The organism is Bacillus sp. AK124 (assembly GCF_053903085.1).
Genome location: NZ_CP096378.1, coordinates 2,425,829 through 2,445,662 on the forward strand (window position 1 = coordinate 2,425,829; position 19,834 = coordinate 2,445,662).

The following is a 19,834-nucleotide window of genomic DNA, read 5'->3' on the forward strand; positions in this document are numbered from 1 at the left end:
TTCTTAAAAACTTGTTTTTAAGAACCGGGAACACATTTCTTACTGTTTAGGAAGCAGCCGATCGGCGTTTATTGCATGATCCGTCTGTTTGCCTTAAATAAAAACGAACGAGCCGCCTTTTAAAAGCGACTCTTTCCCATTCCTTCAATACTTGCAAAGTTCATGGTTACACGCGGGAGGACTGATTCACTTCATATGCCGCCCGTATTCCCGATTCAATCGCTCCCTGCATCCACCCGTGAGTGAGGGAAGCGTGCTCCCCGGCGAAATACACCCTTCCCTCAGGCATAGGAATATAAGGATACAGCTCCAATTCCTGACCAGGTTCGAAAGCTGTAAATGCTCCCGCTGAAAAAGGATTTTGCGTCCAGCTGAAAGAAGCGCCTGATACAAACTCGGAATACACGATATCTCCATATATTCTCGCTAAATTTTTCAGCGTATAGCGGATCCGCTCTTCTTCCGGCTGACTGTCCCATATCAGCGCTTCATCAGCCCACGTATAGCTCGCTAAAATAACAGCATGACCGTGTGCCCCTATGCCGCTGCTTGGGTAATATGAAAAGCGAATCGGCAAATCGGTAATGGATCTCCCGCCGCGCTGCCCGACTCTTTCCCAAAACCTGCTCTTAAATTCGATTCCTATTTTTGTCGCGGCAATATAGTTAAGCTCCCGAATCGCTCTCCGCTTATGGTAGGAAAACGAATCAAACGGCTCAAATGTCACAAATCGCAAAGTTGAAAAAGGAATTGTTACGATTGTGAAATCACTTGTCAGAGCTGAATGTTCTGCCGACTGTTGGTGGATACAATGGGCTGTCACACTGTTTTCAGTTTGAGATATTTTCATCAATTTATGACCAAATAAAATATCGCCCTTTAATTGCGGAAGAAAAGCTTGCGTCAGCAAGTCCATGCCACCTGTAATCTCATAGAAACGAGACGGCGATGTAAAAAAGATCGATTCCCTTAATACTTCGACAAGTGACAATCCCATGTACGCTTCCATGTCCAAAAGCACACCAATCATATCAATGGAGCCGTGTGAAAAATGAGTGTTGAGAAAAGAGCCCAACGATTCGTTTCTGTATTGTTTTTCAACAATACGCCAATTTCTCGCCGGATCTTGGCTGATAAAATTGAGGATAGGCTGCAATGCAGAAAGCATCAGCTGTTCAGCCGTTTTCCCCTGCTCATGGGGAGCAGCCGGGAATCTTAAAACACCCGGATGTCTTTCAAACTCATGAAGACGAGTTTTCACGCCGTTGACGTAAAGAATATCCATGGGGGTTCTGTTGATAAACTCATTGACAGGCAGATTAAATTTCTTAATGTATTCTATCGTTAAAGTATGAATATCGGGGATGCGCATCGGACCGGCATTGAAATACAACCCTTCGCTAAAGGGCGCACGGGAAGTAAAAACACGTCCTCCCGCTCTGTCATTCGCTTCCACGATCGTCACTCTGTGCCCGGCACTCTTTAATAAAGACGCTGCGACAAGCCCGGACAACCCGGCACCAACGATCATTACTTGCTTGGGATACTGTGTTGTTTGAAGGCCGTTTCTAATGATATAAAGCATGTCTCCCTCAGTTAATTGAAAATTCAATTTACTCAGCGCCCTTTTCGGTGGATTTATTGCATTATATTCCGTTTAAAGGACGCCAATCACCATTTTCATCCTCTCTGCACGAAGACTCCGCATGAGGGCGCAGTTGCAAATGGGTCAACTATTTTTAAAAATGTAAATCAATATCCTATACCGAATTGATAAAGATACATAGGATAAACTATGTATCTTTAGGGAGGTGAAACATATGAGCGGAGGTTACGGATACGGAAGCGGTTTTGCTTTAATTGTTGTCCTGTTCATTCTCTTAATCATCATTGGTGCCAGCTGGTTCGGCGGTGGTTATGGAGGCTATTAAGTTCTAAAATGGTTCTGTTTTAAAAAGCAATAACCTATGACCTTCTCCTTATTTTACATGTTCTCCCCTCTTGCTTATCGTTATTGACTCCATTATGAAAGGCTCTTTTTAAAAGAGCCTTTTTTTAATACAACACAGGAAAACGCGCCTCTATTGAGCTTCACTTTGCTCCAAAGAAACTCTATTTTCCACTATGCTTTTGTTTCGCTTTTTGCTTTCTGAGTAAATACTTTTGTTCTTTTTCCTTTTCCCGCTGCTCTTTTGTCAGCCGCTGTTTCTTTCGTTTTCTTGCTTCCAGCTCTTGTTTTATCGCTTCTTGCGCCTTATGAGACACACCGGCATTTTTCAATTCTTTAGACACTTGCCGCTGCAGCCTTTTCGGATTTATTTTGCGCGGGCGGCGGGCGTCCAGCCTAACTCCTTCCTGATCTGCTTGTGACAGTGCCTGTAAAAGTTGATGATGAACAAAATGCAAAACTTCCGAATCCTTCGGCTCTTTGCCAAACAAATGCCGGACGGCTCTCAGCTTACCTTCAATCACAACTTCAATGACTCCTATCCAAAACTGACCATCATAGTAAACCGTTAATTTCATAACGATTCCCTCCTCCATCAACATGTACTTCAGAGAATGACGGACATCCCGAGGAGGGGAAGGTTACTGGCATGATCAATCATGCATCCGGACTACCAACCGAATCGTGTTTTTTCATTCTCCGCTAAAAATTTTATCAATTTTTCCAGCTTAGGAAAAGGGGTAAAGTTCTTTTATATTCAGTACAATAATATAATGCAAACCCTCCCCTGAGCCAGATAGGCTCTGGCTGAAAAAGAAGCTGCTCAGATCTCATTGACACCGTTTAACCTCTTCTATTTGCGTTTGACTTGAAAAAGAGATAAAATGATTTTTAAATCGTAATAATTACGTTTTGTTTGCCGTATTGAAAGAGAGACCATATAAATAAACAACCAAAGGCGGCAAGAGAAGGCTGAATAGAGAGCTTGCGAAAGGAGTGAAAAGCTCAAGGTGACGATGAAATGCGGAGCTTACCCCACTGTCTCCCCGGTTATCGGTTTCACCTTTCGGGACAGTTATCGACCGGGGCTTACTTAGTTCTTTATCATTTTACCGCTTTCAAATCGTAATAATTCTGTTTTACTTGGAGGAAAGATACATATGGCGACATGGGATTTAAGTAATATGAAACATCATATCTTTATCTGCAACGGCAGCAGCTGCAATCGGGTCGGAGCTGAGGAACTGACTCAAGTGATTCGGCAAGAAATTTCAGACCGGGAGCTTGACGATGTCATTCATACAACGCGCACGCGGTGTAATGGAAGATGCCAAGATAAGTGCGTGGTCATCCACTATCCGAAAGGAACATGGTATAAAGATTTAAAACCGGAGGATGTCCCCCTCCTGATTGACTCGCTTTGTACCAATGAAGATTATCAAGAAAAAGCAAGCCATTTGTATGATGGCCAACGTTTCGAACGTTCATCTGGCGTCATCGCCGGGATTCCAAAAGACAAAGAAAAAGTAATCAAAGTATCAAAAAAATTGTAAATGAGGTCGAATGATCATGCCTTTAACTAAAAAGAAAATTCCTGTCACTATTCTCACTGGATATTTAGGCGCCGGGAAAACCACACTTTTAAATCGAATACTTACAGAAAAACACAATCAAAAGATTGCGGTTATTGTCAATGAGTACGGAGAAGTCGGGATAGACAATCAGCTCGTCGTTGATTCTGAAGAAGAAATTTTGGAAATGAACAACGGCTGTATCTGTTGCACGGTCCGCGGAGATTTGATTCGCATTCTGAGAACTCTTGTATTCTCAATGGATCAAGGGAAAGTTGCATTCGACCGGGTTATAATCGAAACAACAGGACTGGCTGACCCAGCACCTGTTGCCCAGACTTTTTTTATGGATGAGCTGCTGTCCGACATATTTGAAGTTGACAGCATCGTCACGGTAGTAGACAGCAAGCATATCGCCAGACATCTGGATGATCAGGATGAAGCTCAAGAACAAATTGCTTTTGCTGACGTCATCATCCTCAATAAAACAGATTTAGTATCAAATGACGATTTGGAATCCTTGGAGCAAAGACTTGTCAACATTAATCCTGCGGCTAAGAGGCTGCATGCCAGAGATTGCAAGATCAATTTAAAAGATATCCTGGGGATCAATACGTTTGACGTCAATCGAAAACTTGAAATCGACCCTCATTTTCTAGAGGATCATCATCACCATCATCATGATGATAAAGTGTCTTCTATTGCTTTTCGGGAAGAGAAGCCTCTTGATTTGGCAAAAGTGGATCATTGGATGAGTTATCTCGTACGGGAAAAAGGCGAAGATTTATTACGTTATAAAGGGATCCTTTATATTAAAGAGGAAGAATATCGAATCGTATTCCAAGGGTTGCATATGCTGTTTTCAGGACGTCCGGATCGCAAGTGGAACGAAAACGAGACAAAACAAAGCGAACTTGTTTTCATTGGAAAGGACTTGGACAAAGAGGAACTGGAGCGGCAATTTAAAAATTGCATCGCAAAGTAACATTTCTCGCTTTGTTGGCCCTCTCTTTGCTTAATAGAAAGACCCGAGATTTGATTTTGCGAGTCTTTTTCAAGGGCAAAATGAGGTTTTAAGCAGGTTATCTCCTGCTTTTCTTTTTTTATAAGGACTTCCCTGTGTCCCCTGACTATCGGCCTGCATAGTAGTTTACAGCCGCTCTTTTGGGAAAAGGCCCTCCATTTTGGCGGATATAAAACAAGCACTCAATCAAAGGATTAAGTGCTTAATAAGACATGAGAGAAAATACCAATATAAAAAAGGTCAATAGACCTAACTCTAGAAGCCCATAATTAGGGTTTAACTTCAGTTTGCCATTCCTACTGTCACTTCTCCATCATGGTAAAACTCAATGACATAGCCAAGTTCACTATACATAAACGTATCTGAACCAACCGCAGTCACGTCATCAATAACAGTTAAGGCGTTTTCTAAAGTAGTCTTAACTGCCGGATCATCAGAAGGATTCCACAGAATAATGACAGAAGTGTCAGTTATACCGTTATCTTCTAACCATTTGAATAATTCATCAGAATATTCAATTCTCTTTTTGTTTTTTACCTTTTCCCAATCAATTCTTGCCCAACTTGTTATAGGAAACTGCTTACTTAGAGAATTAAAGTATTCCCCAGTGAGCTCCTCAGATAAAATTTCTTTTTGCTCTCCTAAAGCTTCTAAACACTCATCAAATAAATCCAAAATATCCACCTCTATCTGTTAAGATGCTTCAATAGCGCTTTGAATGTCTTCTCGTCACCATCAAAAGGAATATAATATTTTTTTGCTTCTTTTTTTCCCTTTCGGAAATCTTCAATATTTATATGAGGTCCCTTTTCGGGATCGTAATCCAAACGCCACCTTACTTTTTTGTCACTAGATCTTCTGCCGATAATTTTACCATAACCTGCGCTTACTTCTAACCTCCCTACAAGTGGTTTTGAGTCCGGCCCTAGATCTCCAATAATCTCCATGGCTTTATTTCTAGCTTGCTCGTAAGTTTTTACCTTTGGAAGGGCTATTTCTTTTCCACTTTTAGATGGTTTCCCAATAGATTTAGAGGATTTAAATAAAACACTCTTCTTCTTATCCTCAAGCAGCTCTCTCAGCAAAGGCGTATTTTTCACATTAGGGGCCTCTCCCGCTCTTTGGAGCATCCCTTCTAATGCAGGAGTATAGCGATTTTTAGGCGGGCTGAAATGTTGTTTAAAAGAGTTAACACTTTTCTTTGCTGTTTGGGCTGCAGCCTTGCCAGCTTTGCCGAGACTTTTTGAGCCTGATACGACAGTAGGCCCGGCCTCTGCCAACCCCCATATCGTACCAATCGCATAAGCAATATAGTGTCCGCGAGAATATGAATCCCCATGTACCATCTTTTCATCCCAAGAATCTGCAATTGATTGCAACATACTTTCAAAAGTGGCTTTGTAATCATACTCAAGTACTGAATTTACAGTTGCTTTTGGGTTTTTAACAAAGTTGTCTGCGTGTCCAATAAGAACTTTACCTGTTTCAATCGTTCCTTGGATCGTATCTTTTGCAAATTCATATCCTCCAACCACAAAGCCTTTCATACTTTCTAAGACATGTTTTCCATCTTCCAGAGTTCCTTTAATTGGATCTGCTCTGAACTCATAAGCTTCTTCAATGGCAGTAACATAATTCATCTGTTCAGATGTAAGATTATCATATCCAATCTCTCTAGCAACTTTGAGAAACTCATCCGGATCATCATACAACTTTTCAAGTTTATTCTTCAACGTATCAGTATGACTCATAGGTTCTATTTTGCTGGCCTCTTTTTCAAGCTTTGATCTCTTATCGAGCTTATCCAACATGACACCCATTGCTGTGTCTTGTCCACCACGCAAAGTATCCATCTCATCTGGCTTTAAAATCGAACCTTTTTGATAGCCGGTAATTTCAATTTTAGGCCCTGTGTACATTTTTTCAAGCCTGGTTATGTATCTCTGCATCGTTTCCAGGTCGTTTTCAGCGGTTTTAAGAGCACTTGTCTGTTCGCGGTCAAAAGTGTGCAGCTTTTCAATTGTCTGATTGATTTCCTTTAAGGCTTTCTGATTCTGTTCGTGAAAGCCGCTGTCATTCAAATCAGGCAAATCGACAATGTGGCTGACTTTTGCGACCGTGGCGTTTGTTTTAGATACCAAACGCTTCGTTGTGCGGTCGGCTGAATTCACCCCTTGTTCGAGCTCGTGTTCGAGAAAGGTTTGCGATATAAATCCGTTATGATTCGGTTCAAAGGAATTCAGCGCATTTTTGATTTTTTTCAATGCAGACTGATATTCCCTAATAAGAGTTTCGTAAAACTGAAGGAATGGAGTATGGCATTCTTCATAAAAGTTACGTATCGCGTCTCCCCCTTTCCCCTTTAAAGCATCATCAAGTGATGTAATGCCCTCAACACTTTTTTTAACTTTGGCAATTTCGTCTGATTGATGTTTTAATTGTTCCAGCGTTTGATCAATGGCTTTGTGCAACGCTTGAACATCCAGAGTCTTCATAGCATTCTCCTCTAATACTAAAGTGACATATCTCGAGATATTTTACCACTTTATAGAAATAATTGGTGAATAAAACCTGTCAACCCATGAAAATGAATCTTTTAGATTAGGTCATTGAACCTATTTGTTAAGGGATTGAAATACATAAAAAAAGCCGCTAATTAAACGGCTAAAAGGATATTCCAAAAACTCATTTTTAGATTAAATAACAAAATAATGATTGGGTGCGCTTGTGATGTTTCTTGAAGCTGTGTTGATATCATCGTTGTTCGAAAAATGACTGAGAAAGCCAAGTCCAATTATCATAATTCCTAAACCGATCTTCATTTTAGACTTCATACAAACATTCCCCCTTCAATATTTGCTTTTGAGCATAGACCATCTTTTTAAGACAGATGAGACTATCCTCTGTTTTTCCATTATAATCTAGATAGGTGCCGGCTAACAATGCCAGCTCTTCCAAATACGGAAATCCTTTGCTTGTTTCCAGTCGGTTGAAAATTTTAAAAAGTGATGTAGTTTCACCCCGTCTTATATAAAGTGACTCGAGAGCTTCAAAAAGGCTTATAAACAGATGATCTTTAAGCTCCACAGCACTTCTAAGCCCTTTTCGGTAATAATCCTTGGCTTTATCATGCTTATTTTGTTTGAAATTGATTAGTGCCAAGTCGTGATATGCTTGCGGCAAATTTTTTGATTTTAATTTTTTATATTGAATGAGAGCTTGTTCAATATATCTTGCAGCCTTATTTAAGTTGTCCATTTTGTGATAGCAGTTGCCAAGGTTGTAAAAAGCAGAAGCGTATATCTGTGGATTTTTCTTTTTTAATAGTTCTGCGCCTCTAAGTGCTTGATTTAGGTGTGGAAGAGCCTTTTCATGATTCTCTAAATCATCATAATTCCCAGCAATGACAAAATGACACTGAATAAGGCGAACAGAATAGAGTTCATATTTTTTGTAAATGTTATATGCACGCTCTGCAAAGTACATCGAAACGTGGGTCATTTTCATGTGGTAATAGACTTCAGCCATTTTAAAGTGAAATTCCGCTTTTTCAATCGAATCTGATATAGCAGGAAATTGACGTTCCGCTCTTTTATAATAAGTAATTGCCTTCGTATATTCTCCATTCCTAAATTCGTACATCCCTCGAAAAAAATGATAATAATACGTAAGCATATGATCTAATTTTCGTTTATTCCCTTCAATTCTCTTCAAATATTCTGATAATTCCATCTGTTTTTCACCCGAAGGTGCTATATATTCTATCATTATACTGTGGCGGAAAGCCATCAACTGATAATAGATTAGTAAATCCTGATCTTCTTCCATAACCTCTATATCCCTTTCAATTTCAGCTTTAAGCATTTCGGCGTCTGTCACATTGAATTTTTGAATATGCTGGTGCCACTCAGTAATTTTCATCCCCACTTCTGCAGATGAGATTCTATCCAACCTTTTCACCCTTCCCTTAACTATACTAATGATGTAAATTTTAACAATATTTCATCATTCGAAAAAGACGTTCGGGCCACCGCAATTAAATTTTCGGTTCCCCCCGCAACAGCAATTTGAGAAAGGGTTAAGAACTATTGATTTAATGGGGGTGATTTTAGGTGATTAAAGTTAGATGCTATTGCGGCTTTTTAAAAGGGAGCGCTATATAATCCCAAGAGCTGTCGAAAAATTGTAAATGGCTCGCCGTTTGACCAGATAGTATTTGTCCTTTTTCAACCCCATCTCCATATAAATCTCAATGTCCTTTATTTTTTGAGAGCAACAGGCTGGGAATTCATATACTTCTACCTAATCATAAACTTTATATAATGGCCTTTTTTGAACGTTGAAGATTGCATCACCGATTTCTAGGCAAATATACAATTATGTATAGACAAACTTCCAGTCCAAAAATAGTCGAATATAATTCTTTATTATAAATCGTAAGATAAAAAGGAGTGATAGGGCTTGTTTTATGATCAATATCCTGTAAACCCGTTTTCATTCCCATCTTTTCATCGGCCATTTGGAATTGAATCCAGTACCTATGTTCGGAATATGCGAGCATTTAGAGATCTTGACCACCTTCGCAGAAATATTGTTCGTTTATTGGGCAGGATGGGGTATGTATTAGTCAGAATTGGAGTGGATCAATTTAATAATCTAGGAGTTACAGGCCAAAGACCCGGTACAGCCTACCAAGAGCTATGTGAAATCTGGATTTATCATAAACACCTTGAGGGCAGAAGTTACGAGGAAACCGTTCTTGCTGAATGTACTACTGATGAAGAGGCTAAAAGACATGTCGATCAGGTTGTCGCCGCGCTACAGGGAATGGTTCGACCTATAGAGCCTTAATTGTTAGAATTTGCTTCATTAAAGTAGAATCAGAATCACATTCAAACCATGCATCATTAGGGGAAAAGGGCCATTAAAAGCGGATACAACCCGTGCACAAATAGTGTCCGCAGGCTCTCCGTCATGGACTCGCTCTTCACGTTCGTTTTTCTTGTCTTTAACGTATGACAAAGTAGAATAACCAAAAGCCCACCATTTTATCCCCTTTTAAAAAGTACTCAATTAGAGATCGAGTGCTTGCTATATGCAATTATTCTTCATCGTCCCACTCTTCGTCTTCTTCCCAGTTTTCTTTAGACTCCTTAAGGTTTTCTATGAAAAACTCTAGAAAATTAGTAGCTACTTTTCGACCATAACCCTCTTGATTATCCCAAAGTATAACTGGGCATTCACCATCTACCATCCTGTTTGTATCAAGACAATAAGAGAATTCATCTACGTATTCAATGACTACGATACCATCAATTAAACCATAGTGATCTCTGTAATCTTCAGTAACTGTTACTACTCTTGAAACTTTTCCATGACCTAAAATATCTACACCGTAAATTCCACCGGACCCATAGTTTTTTAAAAACCATTTATAACTTTCGGGTAGTTTTACATTTAGGTTTTCTTGAATATCATTAATTTTTTCGATGCTAATGCCACCTGTAAAATCATCATCTTCAGCATTTTCTTTTATGAATTGTTCAACTTCCGAATAGTTCACAGAAATCACCTCTTAATCTTGATTCTCAAATTGTTTCATTCTTTTTTCTTCGTGATTTTTTAATTCTGTTACTCCAGCCAAACTTATTACTTTCTTGATAGATACAAACAGCTTATTAAACATTTGATCTGATTTTGCTTCAATTCGAGAGGCTAGCCAAAATGCTAAATGCGCTCCAATTTTTGGGGAAGAGCACGGGTTTCATGTTGCCGAAAAAGCAATCACCGGCTAAAAAATTAAATCAGTGTTTCAATGACTGAAGCGGACTCCTAAAGGGTCTGCTTTTTTGTTCTTAACAGCCCTCGGGATTATCCGAGAGCTGTCGTGAGATTGTAAATTGACCCGCCGTTTTATTTGATCGTATTTATCCTTTTAAGGCCATCTTCATATAAATCTCAAGGAGCCTTTTAATCTTTCACATTGCTTTTCATTAACCATTCTACTTCCGTTAATTCTTGTTTTTGAACGTCTTTTGTGTGTTTTTTTGTGAAATGGACCTTAAGAGCTTCTTCGTTTTCCCAAATCTCCCAGAGCATGATTTTGCGTTCTGATGGTTCAAGGGGATACGCATGGAATTTAATGCATCCTTCTTCTTTGTTCGTTTCTTCCTCAAGTATTTTGAATTCCTTCATTATTTCATTGAGGTCTTTATCACTGATAATTTTTAAGCATGCCGTTATGTAATGCATCCAAATTCCCCCTTCAAATCATTTCATAGCCTTTCATTATAACATTTTCTCAAAAAATGAAAACAACTGCGAAATTTGTCTAATGGCTGCCTTATGGGTTTCCACTTAAAAAAGGGCTCTCTATGAGATGAAGCCCTTTTTCCCTATCTTGAGAATAACCGGACGATATACGTGCCGCTTCCTGATGTTCTGGACACTAAACTTTTTAATGGGTGTTGAAACAATCCGTCTAAAAGTGGTCAAAATGTGGCCAATAAAATGAAAATCGCTCTCAGCCGTTGATGTAGCATGGGCTGTGAGCGATTAGATATTTACATGACCCGCTTAAACATCTTCTCCATCTCATAGGTGGAGTAGTGGATGATAATCGGCCGGCCGTGCGGGCATGTGAATGGGTCGGATGTTCTGCGCAGCTCATCGAGCAGGGCGGTGATTTCGTCGTCCCGCAGATGATGGTTGGCTTTGATGGAGCCTTTGCAGCTCATCATGATTGCGGCTTCTTCGCGCAGTTTTTTGATGTCGATCGTGCGGTCATCAAGGACCTGTTGAATGATGTCTTCAATGATCGTCGTTTCTTCCCCTTTTGGAAACCAAGTCGGGTGGCATCGGACGATATAGCTGCCGGCGCCGAACGATTCGAGAAAGACGCCGACTTTGGCTAAGTCGTCCAAGTGCTGGTCGATCGTCAGCGCTTCATTTTTTGAATAATGGAATGTCAGCGGCACAAGCAGGTCCTGGACTTCCGATTCGACTTCCCCGACTTTTTCACGGAAATATTCGTATTTGATCCGCTCCTGTGCGGCGTGCTGATCGATGATGTACAGCCCGTTTTCATTTTGGGCGAGAATGTAGGTGCCGTGCATTTGGCCGATCGGATACATGATCGGTACCCTTTCTTTTGGCGTCTCTTCGTCATGGGCGTTTTCGCCTGCCTGTTCCGGTTCGGCTTGTACGGCCGGTTCGGCTTCCGCCGTATACTCTTCCGCTCCAGGCCATTCAGGTTCGGTGTCTTGCATAATGCTTTCTTCGCGCTCTGCGGGAGCGGGAGGAGGCGGGTCTTTGACTACCGAGCTTAATTTCATCGCCGAAAACGATGGCTCCGGCTTATATTCTCTTTCAATATCAGGATCAGATAGAGGTGCCGGCTCTCGTACCTGGTCGAAAACAAGCTTTTGCTGTTCCGGTTTATTGATCAGAGGTGCGGTTTTTTTCGGAACTTGCACGCTTGGAATGAGCTGCTGCTGTTTAAAGACGTCTTTGATGGCGTCGCGAATCAGTTCGTGAAGCTCCGTCTCTTTGCTCAGCCTGACCTCCAGCTTTGACGGATGCACGTTGACATCCACAAGCAGCGGGTCCATGTTGATTTCAATAAACGTGATCGGATGGCGGCCGATCGGAAGAAGCGTATGGTAGCCCTCGTGGATCGCTTTCACGAGCGGAAAATTTTTAATGTATCTGCCGTTGACGACAGATGACATGTAATTTCGCGATGCACGCGTAATTTCAGGAAGGGCGATATAGCCTTTCACTTCAAAATCAAGAGATCTCGCTTCAAGCGGGAGCATTTTTTTGGCAACCGCCGTGCCGTAAATCGCCGCAAGCACGTGGCGGACATCGCCGTTTCCGTTTGTCTGCAGAAGCGTTTTCCCTTGATGACGCAGCCTGATCGAAACTTCCGGGTGGGCAAGGGCGATTCTGTTGACCACATCTGTAATGTTGCCAAGCTCCGTATGGATCGTTTTCATATATTTCAGCCTTGCCGGCGTATTGAAAAACAGATTGGTAACCGTAATTTCGGTTCCTCTGCGGCTTGACGCTTTTTGCTCGGAAATGATTCTTCCCCCCTGAAGCGTCAAATGGGTGCCTGCTCCTTCTCCGGTGCTCGTTTTAATGCTTAGATGTGAGACAGACGCGATACTTGGCAAAGCTTCTCCGCGAAATCCGAGCGTTCTGACGCGAAACAGATCGTTTTCGTCTTTGATTTTGCTTGTGGCATGACGCAAAAAAGCCGTTCTGCAGTCTTCTGCATCCATCCCTTCGCCGTCGTCAAGCACTTTAATCGAGGCGAGACCCGCTTCTTCAACATCGATTTCAATCACGGAGCTGTTCGCATCGATTGCATTTTCGACAAGCTCTTTGACGACCGACGCAGGCCTTTCCACTACTTCACCCGCCGCGATTTTATTCGATAAATCGTCTGGCAGCTGAACAATTTTTGCCAAGTTGGGTCACCTCTTTATTACTTTAATTTTTTTTGCAGCCTGTACAGTTCATTCATGACTTGTATAGGCGTCATATCGAGCAGATCCATCGATTTAAATTCGGCTAAAACAGCCTGCTCTTTTTTGGAGAGCTTCGTCTCTTTTTCTTTCGGCTTGTCCGTTTCAAAAAATGACAGCTGGGCCGGTTGATCTGCAACAGTTGCCGCGACTTCTTCCGCCGCCTCTTTTACCGTATTCGGAGCCGTTGATGGAACCGCTTCTTTGGCGCCGGATTCAAGCTCTTTCAGGATCGTTTTCGCCCTGCTGATCAAACCGTCGGGCAATTCGGCAAGCTGCGCGACATGGATACCGTAGCTTTTATCTGCTGCGCCTTCTTTTATCTGGTGAAGGAATACGACCTTTCCTTCGTATTCTTCCGCACGAACGTGAACATTCTTCAAGTCGGCAAGCTTTTCTTCAAGGGATGTCAGCTCGTGATAGTGAGTGGAAAACAAAGTCTTCGCGCCGATGTGCTCGTGAACGTACTCGATGATCGCCTGCGCAAGCGCCATTCCGTCGTAAGTAGACGTACCCCGGCCGATTTCGTCAAATAGAATCAAGCTGTTTTTCGTCGCATGAACGATCGCATTTTTGGCTTCAAGCATTTCCACCATAAACGTGCTCTGTCCGGATATCAGATCATCCGCAGCACCGATTCTTGTAAAGATCTGATCAAAGATCGGCAGCACCGCTTTTTTGGCAGGAACAAAACAGCCGATCTGCGCCAAAATGGAGATCAGCGCCATCTGTCTCATATACGTGCTTTTCCCTGACATATTCGGCCCGGTGATTAAAAGCATCTGTCTGCCTTTGCCCATTTCGCAGCTGTTCGGAACGTAAGACTGGCTGTCCATCACCTTTTCTACGACCGGATGCCGTCCGTCGATCACCTGAACGACGTCCTCGGAAAACTCCGGTTTAACATAGTGGCGGCTTTCGCTGATCGTCGCAAAACATTGGAGCACATCAAGCTCGCTCATCATTTTTGCCAGCTGCTGCAGGCGCGGGATATATTCCTTCACCTTGCTGCGAAGCTCGGAAAACAGCTCATACTCCAGTTCGCAAATATTGTTTTCCGCTTCGAGAATCAGCGCTTCTTTTTCTTTCAGCTCCGGCGTGATGTAGCGTTCTGCATTGGTCAGCGTCTGCTTCCGTTCATAGCGGCCTTCTTCAAGCAGATGGATGTTGGCTTTCGTCACTTCAATATAATAGCCGAACACCTTGTTAAAGCCGACTTTTAAAGAGCGGATTCCCGTGTACTCGCGTTCCTGCTGCTCAAGCCTTGCGATCCAGTCCTTTCCGTTCTTGCTTGCGTCCCTGTATTCATCCAGCTTCGCGTGATAGCCGTCTTTGATCAAGTTCCCCTCTTTTAATGAAAGCGGCGGATTCTCGTATAGCGCATCTTCCAAAAGATTCAAAAGATCGCCGCACGGATCGATTTTCTCGGCGCGCGCTTTTGCTTTCGGATGGTCGAGGGAGCCGACAAGCTGTTTGATGGCCGGCACTTGTTTCAGCGATTCCTTTAGCTGGATCAAATCTCGGGCATTGACGTTGCCGTAAGCGACCCTTCCGGCGAGCCGCTCGAGATCGTATACTTCCTTCAGCCGTTCGCGCAAATCTTCCCGCTCAAACAAATGGGCGATCAGCGTTTCGACGATTTCCTGGCGCTCTTCAATCTGTCCCTTTCTGATCAGCGGCCTGTCGATCCATTGCTTTAACAGCCGCCCTCCCATTGCCGTTTTCGTTTCATCCAAAAGCCAAAGAAGCGAGCCTTTTTTGTTTTTCGAACGGATCGTTTCCGTCAGTTCAAGATTGCGTTTCGAATACAAATCGATTTTCATCGCTTCTTCGAGCTCGTAAGCCTGAACGTTTTGAAGGTGGTCAAGGCTTCTTTTCTGCGTCCGCTTCAAGTAGACGTAAAGCCTCATAAACGTATCGACAAGCTCTTTGGACGCCAGACCGTTCACAATGTCAGGCCATTCATCTGCTTGTTCATCCTCGAAAGAGATCGTGGCGCCGCAGCGCTCTTTCAGCAGCGCGACATCTTTCTCGTCAAAGTTGCGGCTGACGACGATTTCCCTTGCTCCGACAGAGTAAATCTCGGAAACGACATCATCAAGCCTTTCGATAATCGTCACTAAGTTCTCGCCCGTCGTCAAATCAGAAAAAGCGAGCCCGTATGTATGCTGAAATTCACTGACAGAGGCGATAAAGTTGTTTTCATTTTCATGAATTCCTTTTCCGTCCATCACGGTGCCGGGTGTGATCAGCTGCACGACTTCCCTTTTGACGACTCCTTTGGCCGATTTAGGGTCCTCCACCTGCTCACAGATCGCGACTTTATAGCCTTTTTTAATGAGCTGTTCGATATATGAAGAGCATGAATGATAAGGAACCCCGCACATCGGAATTCTTTCGCTCGATCCACCGTCTCTGCTCGTCAGCGTGATTTCGAGTTCCTGAGACGCCTTTTTGGCATCTTCAAAAAACATTTCATAAAAGTCTCCAAGACGAAAAAATAAAAAGGCATCCTGATACTCTGCCTTAATCTTTAAATATTGCTGTATCATAGGCGTGTAGCCTGCCATATTTAATCCCTCACTATGTATAAACGTTTCTATTGATTCCAACACTCATTATACCATAAAGATTCATGCTAAAAAAAAGAAACTAGGGTGGTGTTTCCCTAGCTTCCTTTTATTCTTCTGGATCTCCGACCAAAAACTCCGGATTGATGTCCTCAAGTTCTTCATCAAGTTCTTCTTCCCACGCTTCTTCCTCATCGCTTTCCGTCCAATCAGAATTGACCTCAACGACGACCTTCGTCTCGCCGACAACCTCTGATAAAAATTCCCTTTCCGCCTGTACAACCACTTTGTTTCCGTTCGGAGAAATGGTCACTTCAAGGCAGTTCGGCTGCTGAAGCACCTTCGCAATCACTTCGTGTTCATCATCTAAGTAATTTTTGTCGCGATACCGGAGCTTAATAACATCAACATAGGAAACGCGTTCTGTCACAACTTCGGTTTTGGTGTTGTCCGCATATGAATACCAGACGTTGATATCATATGTCCCTTCAATTTCCACGGTTTTTCCGATTTTTTCGGCGTCATACTTATGATTGATAATCCAACCGCCTAAAATACTGGTTGGCTTTTGCGAAGGGGAGATTGTATGAGTGGACTGGGTGAATTTCCGGCCTTTCGCGACCACCGCTTTAGTAATAATTTCCCTGTATTCAGACATTCGGTCATGCCTCCTTGTTTTTCCTCGTATTATCCTATGCTGGGCATTCGTCTAATGTGCGTTCCTTGAGAAATCAAAATAACATCCCATATAATGAATCTGTTTAAGTGTATGCAGATAAAAGGATAAACTTGACTTAAATCAGAAAAGAAAAAGACAGACCGAAAACCGAATCTTTTCAATTAGCCGTCGCGGCGGGAAATTGCATTCAAAAAAACGACGCCTTTAAAAGGCGCCGCCAAATTATAGAGAACAGCTCGGTGATGAATTTTTTACTCTTGAACCGGTCTCGCCTTTCAGCAGGTCTCCACCGGTTGATGTGATGATCTCGTTTGTCACTTGGTTTGATATTGTATGCGCGACGAGCTGAAGAAGGTCGTTGACTTCCATTTGGGAGTCTCTGAACTCTTGAATGATCGGGATCTCGTCAAGCTCTTCCTGAAGCGCGTCAATCTTTGCTTCCGTTTGTTTAAGCGCTTCGTGCTTTTCGTAATGTTTAAAGTTGACGGCTTGCTTTTGCAGGGCTTTGATTTGGTTGATAATGCCAGTTATTTTGGCATTCTCATTAATCTGTGCCTCCGCTTTTTTGAAAAAGTCGACTTCTTCCGTTTCGGCAATCATTTTTGCGAGCTCCCGCGCTTTTGCAACAATCTCTTTTTTCGTATAAAGCGTCACTTTATTTCACCTCGATTGCTTCTCCTACCATTTCTCCGTCAAGCGACCAAGTTTTCGCCTGGTGGATTTTCACGTTGACAAGCTGGCCGATCGCTTCTTTTGGTCCTTTGAAGTTGACAAGCTTGTTTTTCCGTGTATAGCCGGCAAGGATATCAGGGTTGTTTTTACTTTCACCCTCTACTAACACTTCGACAACCTGCCCCTCATATTCCTTCATTTTCTTCGCGGAAATTTCGTTGACCACTTCATTTAATCGCTGAAGCCGTTCTTTTTTCACGCGCATCGGAACATTGTCTTTCATTTTTGCAGCTGGCGTTCCTTCGCGAGGCGAGTAGATGAACGTATAGGCGCTGTCAAATTCAACTTCTCTGTATAAGGAAAGCGTTTCTTCAAATTGCTCATCAGTTTCGTTCGGGAAGCCGACGATAATGTCTGTTGTTAAAGACGCGTTCGGCATCGCTTTTTTAATTTTGGCGACAAGCTCGAGATAGCGTTCGCGGTCGTATTTGCGCGCCATCAGTTTCAAGACATCCGAGCTTCCGGACTGAACAGGCAGGTGGATGTGGTCCAGAAGGTTCCCGCCTTTTGCGAGCACCTCGATCAGATGATCGTCAAAATCACGCGGATGGCTTGTCGTGAAGCGGATTCGCGGAATATTGATTTTGCGGAGCTCATCCATCAAGTGTCCGAGTCCGTATTCCATATCCTCGAAATCTTTGCCGTAAGCGTTGACGTTCTGTCCGAGAAGCGTGATTTCTTTATAGCCTTCAGCCGCAAGTCGTCTCACTTCCTGAATGATTTCTTCAGGACGTCTGCTTCGTTCTTTTCCTCTTGTGTACGGCACGATGCAGTACGTACAGAACTTGTCGCAGCCGTACATGATGTTGACCCAGCCTTTAATTTTGCCGGTGCGGACTTTCGGAAGGTTTTCAATGACATCGCCTTCTTTAGACCACACTTCGATGACCATTTCTTTTGACAGATAAGCTTCTGACAAAAGTTCCGGCAAGCGGTGGATATTGTGTGTACCGAAAATCAGATCGACGAACGGATGTTTCTTTAAAATCCGGTTGACGACTGATTCTTCCTGGGACATACATCCGCATACGCCAAGGATCAAATCCGGATTGTCTTTTTTCAAAGCTTTTAAATGGCCGATTTCACCGAATACTTTGTTTTCCGCATTTTCGCGAATGGCGCATGTGTTTAACAGAATCACATTAGCGTCTTCAGTCGAATCCGTCGGCTCATAGCCGAGGGTCATGAAAATACCGGCCATGACTTCTGTATCGTGTTCATTCATCTGGCAGCCGTATGTGCGGATGTAGAACTTCCGTCCTTCACCCATCCCTTTGTACTGCTCGGAAATTTTAAAATCGCTATGGTATTTAACCTCTTCTTTGCCGCGTTTTTTCGCATCTTTTAAGGAAGGCGGAACATAAACAGCTTCGAAGTACTTGCTGTAATCCTTCTCGGATTTTTTGTCCGATGGATTGACCTGTCCGCTTTCAATGCGCTGTTTCTCATTCATGTTTTTGATCTCCTTTCAAACAAAGCTCCACTCTTCAGTATAAAGGTTCTCGGTTGTCAGCACAACCCAGAACCTATCATTGTACACTAACTGAAAATGATTATCAATGGTTATTTGCTTTGTTTAAAAAGAAATCGACGAGTTTAAAGCAGACCCGCTTTTTTGGCGCCGGTTTCAATGATTTCAAGGGCTTTATCAAGTTCTTCTTTCGAATGCTGGGCGGTCATGATCGTTCTGATCCGCGCTTTGCCTTTCGGGACGGTCGGAAATACAATGGCCTGGGCAAATAAACCGAGCTCGAAAAGCGTGCTTGAAAAGCGGCATGCCTCGGCTTCATCACCTATTAAAATCGGCGTGATCGGCGTTTCGCTCTTAATCAGCGGAAGGCCGATTTTTTCAAGCTCTTTTTTGAAGTACGAAGTATTGTCCCAAAGCTTTTTAATTAATGAAGGTTCCTCCATCAGCACATTGACCGCTTCAATGCATGCCGCAGTGACGGCCGGCGGATGGGAAGTACTGAAGAGAAACGGTCTGCCTTTATGCTTTAAATAGTCGATCAGCACCTTGGAACCGGCCGCATAGCCTCCTAAAACACCGATCGCCTTGCTGAGCGTGCCGACTTGAATGTGAACCTTCCCGTCCAGCCCGAAATGGTGAACCGTTCCGCGTCCGTTCTCGCCGAGAACGCCGGACGCGTGCGCGTCGTCGACCATGACAAATGCGTCATACTGTTCAGCGAGCCGGACGATTTCGGGAAGCGGCGCGATGTCTCCGTCCATAGAAAACACGCCGTCTGTAACGATAAGCCGCATTCTGTAATTCATTGATTTTTTTAAAATCTTTTCTAAATCTTCCATGTCCGCATGCTGATATACTTTTTTGCCCGCTTTGGTAAGTCTGATGCCGTCAATGATGGAAGCATGGTTTAATTCGTCTGAGATGACGATATCATCTTTGGTGAGAATGCTTGAAAGAATGCCTTGATTTGCGGTGAAACCGGACTGAAATACGAGCGCAGCTTCAGTATTTTTAAATGAAGCGAGCTTCTTTTCGAGCTCATCATGCATGGTGAATGTTCCGGCTATTGTCCGGACCGATCCCGTTCCAGCTCCGTACCGTTTTACCGCCTCTTCGGCCGCTTTTTGGAGGCGCGGATGTGACGTCAACCCGAGATAGTTATTGGATGAAAGCTGAATGATGTCTTTTCCCTTCATTTTGACAGTTGATCCTTGCAGCGATTCGATGATCGGCAGTTCCTGAAAAGTTCCGTTTTCTTTCATTGTATCAAGCTCGGAAGCTAAAAAATTAAATTCTTTCATATCCATC

16 protein-coding genes and 2 pseudogenes are annotated in these 19,834 nt (G+C 43.0%); 4 read left to right on the plus strand and 14 right to left on the minus strand.

Annotated features, from left to right (window positions below):
- Positions 1-166: 166 nt before the first annotated feature.
- The gene (locus M1E06_RS12150; protein ID WP_161517516.1) at positions 167-1,585 is read right to left on the minus strand and encodes a flavin monoamine oxidase family protein; all 1,419 of its coding nucleotides are present in this window, start codon (positions 1,583-1,585) and stop codon (positions 167-169) included.
- 235 nt (positions 1,586-1,820) lie between these two features.
- On the opposite strand from M1E06_RS12150, the gene M1E06_RS12155 reads away from it, so the two are divergent.
- Positions 1,821-1,931: a YjcZ family sporulation protein gene (locus M1E06_RS12155; RefSeq protein WP_020451477.1), complete on the plus strand. Its 111-nt coding sequence runs from the start codon at positions 1,821-1,823 to the stop codon at positions 1,929-1,931.
- A gap of 181 nt (positions 1,932-2,112) precedes the next feature.
- On the opposite strand, the pseudogene M1E06_RS12160 reads toward M1E06_RS12155, so the two are convergent.
- Positions 2,113-2,599 (minus strand): annotated as a pseudogene (locus M1E06_RS12160) (YjdF family protein).
- A 509-nt stretch (positions 2,600-3,108) separates the two neighbouring features.
- On the opposite strand from M1E06_RS12160, the gene M1E06_RS12165 reads away from it, so the two are divergent.
- Positions 3,109-3,501 (plus strand): (2Fe-2S) ferredoxin domain-containing protein, encoded by a 393-nt coding sequence (locus M1E06_RS12165; RefSeq protein ID WP_020451475.1) that lies wholly within the window; start codon positions 3,109-3,111, stop codon positions 3,499-3,501.
- A 10-nt stretch (positions 3,502-3,511) separates the two neighbouring features.
- The gene (locus M1E06_RS12170; RefSeq protein ID WP_023857669.1) at positions 3,512-4,504 is read left to right on the plus strand and encodes a CobW family GTP-binding protein; all 993 of its coding nucleotides are present in this window, start codon (positions 3,512-3,514) and stop codon (positions 4,502-4,504) included.
- A gap of 321 nt (positions 4,505-4,825) precedes the next feature.
- On the opposite strand, the gene M1E06_RS12175 is transcribed toward M1E06_RS12170, so the two are convergent.
- The 4 genes and pseudogenes from M1E06_RS12175 to M1E06_RS12190 all read right to left on the minus strand — a co-directional run.
- Positions 4,826-5,218 (minus strand): CDI toxin immunity protein, encoded by a 393-nt coding sequence (locus M1E06_RS12175; RefSeq protein WP_020451473.1) that lies wholly within the window; start codon positions 5,216-5,218, stop codon positions 4,826-4,828.
- Between the two features lie 11 nt (positions 5,219-5,229).
- Positions 5,230-7,038, minus strand: a complete 1,809-nt coding sequence (locus M1E06_RS12180) for a T7SS effector LXG polymorphic toxin (protein ID WP_020451472.1) — start codon at positions 7,036-7,038, stop codon at positions 5,230-5,232.
- 328 nt (positions 7,039-7,366) lie between these two features.
- Positions 7,367-8,494 (minus strand): response regulator aspartate phosphatase, encoded by a 1,128-nt coding sequence (locus M1E06_RS12185; RefSeq protein WP_023857670.1) that lies wholly within the window; start codon positions 8,492-8,494, stop codon positions 7,367-7,369.
- A 204-nt stretch (positions 8,495-8,698) separates the two neighbouring features.
- Positions 8,699-8,812, minus strand: a pseudogene (locus M1E06_RS12190) (ArpU family transcriptional regulator); the annotation flags it as partial.
- A gap of 192 nt (positions 8,813-9,004) precedes the next feature.
- On the opposite strand from M1E06_RS12190, the gene M1E06_RS12195 reads away from it, so the two are divergent.
- A complete protein-coding gene (locus tag M1E06_RS12195) occupies positions 9,005-9,394 on the plus strand; it encodes a hypothetical protein (protein ID WP_020451469.1) in 390 nt (129 codons plus the stop codon).
- Positions 9,395-9,644: 250 nt separating this feature from the next.
- Here M1E06_RS12195 and M1E06_RS12200 read toward each other — a convergent pair whose 3' ends face one another.
- From M1E06_RS12200 to M1E06_RS12235, 8 genes are all read right to left on the minus strand, one after another.
- Positions 9,645-10,106, minus strand: a complete 462-nt coding sequence (locus M1E06_RS12200; RefSeq protein WP_020451468.1) for an SMI1/KNR4 family protein — start codon at positions 10,104-10,106, stop codon at positions 9,645-9,647.
- A gap of 407 nt (positions 10,107-10,513) precedes the next feature.
- Entirely contained in the window at positions 10,514-10,795 is a 282-nt protein-coding gene (locus M1E06_RS12205) for a putative quinol monooxygenase (RefSeq protein ID WP_020451467.1), read from the minus strand.
- A 311-nt stretch (positions 10,796-11,106) separates the two neighbouring features.
- Positions 11,107-13,017, minus strand: coding sequence for a DNA mismatch repair endonuclease MutL (mutL, locus tag M1E06_RS12210; protein ID WP_216904283.1), 1,911 nt, complete (start codon positions 13,015-13,017; stop codon positions 11,107-11,109).
- 17 nt (positions 13,018-13,034) lie between these two features.
- The gene (mutS, locus tag M1E06_RS12215) at positions 13,035-15,644 is read right to left on the minus strand and encodes a DNA mismatch repair protein MutS (RefSeq protein WP_216904282.1); all 2,610 of its coding nucleotides are present in this window, start codon (positions 15,642-15,644) and stop codon (positions 13,035-13,037) included.
- A 109-nt stretch (positions 15,645-15,753) separates the two neighbouring features.
- Positions 15,754-16,302 (minus strand): outer spore coat protein CotE, encoded by a 549-nt coding sequence (cotE, locus tag M1E06_RS12220; protein WP_020451464.1) that lies wholly within the window; start codon positions 16,300-16,302, stop codon positions 15,754-15,756.
- A gap of 243 nt (positions 16,303-16,545) precedes the next feature.
- The gene (locus M1E06_RS12225) at positions 16,546-16,977 is read right to left on the minus strand and encodes a RicAFT regulatory complex protein RicA family protein (RefSeq protein WP_020451463.1); all 432 of its coding nucleotides are present in this window, start codon (positions 16,975-16,977) and stop codon (positions 16,546-16,548) included.
- 1 nt (position 16,978) lies between these two features.
- Positions 16,979-18,508, minus strand: a complete 1,530-nt coding sequence (miaB, locus tag M1E06_RS12230) for a tRNA (N6-isopentenyl adenosine(37)-C2)-methylthiotransferase MiaB (RefSeq protein ID WP_020451462.1) — start codon at positions 18,506-18,508, stop codon at positions 16,979-16,981.
- A gap of 143 nt (positions 18,509-18,651) precedes the next feature.
- On the minus strand, positions 18,652-19,827 hold the full coding sequence (locus M1E06_RS12235; protein WP_020451461.1) for a glycine C-acetyltransferase: 1,176 nt from the start codon (positions 19,825-19,827) through the stop codon (positions 18,652-18,654).
- Positions 19,828-19,834 lie beyond the last annotated feature (7 nt).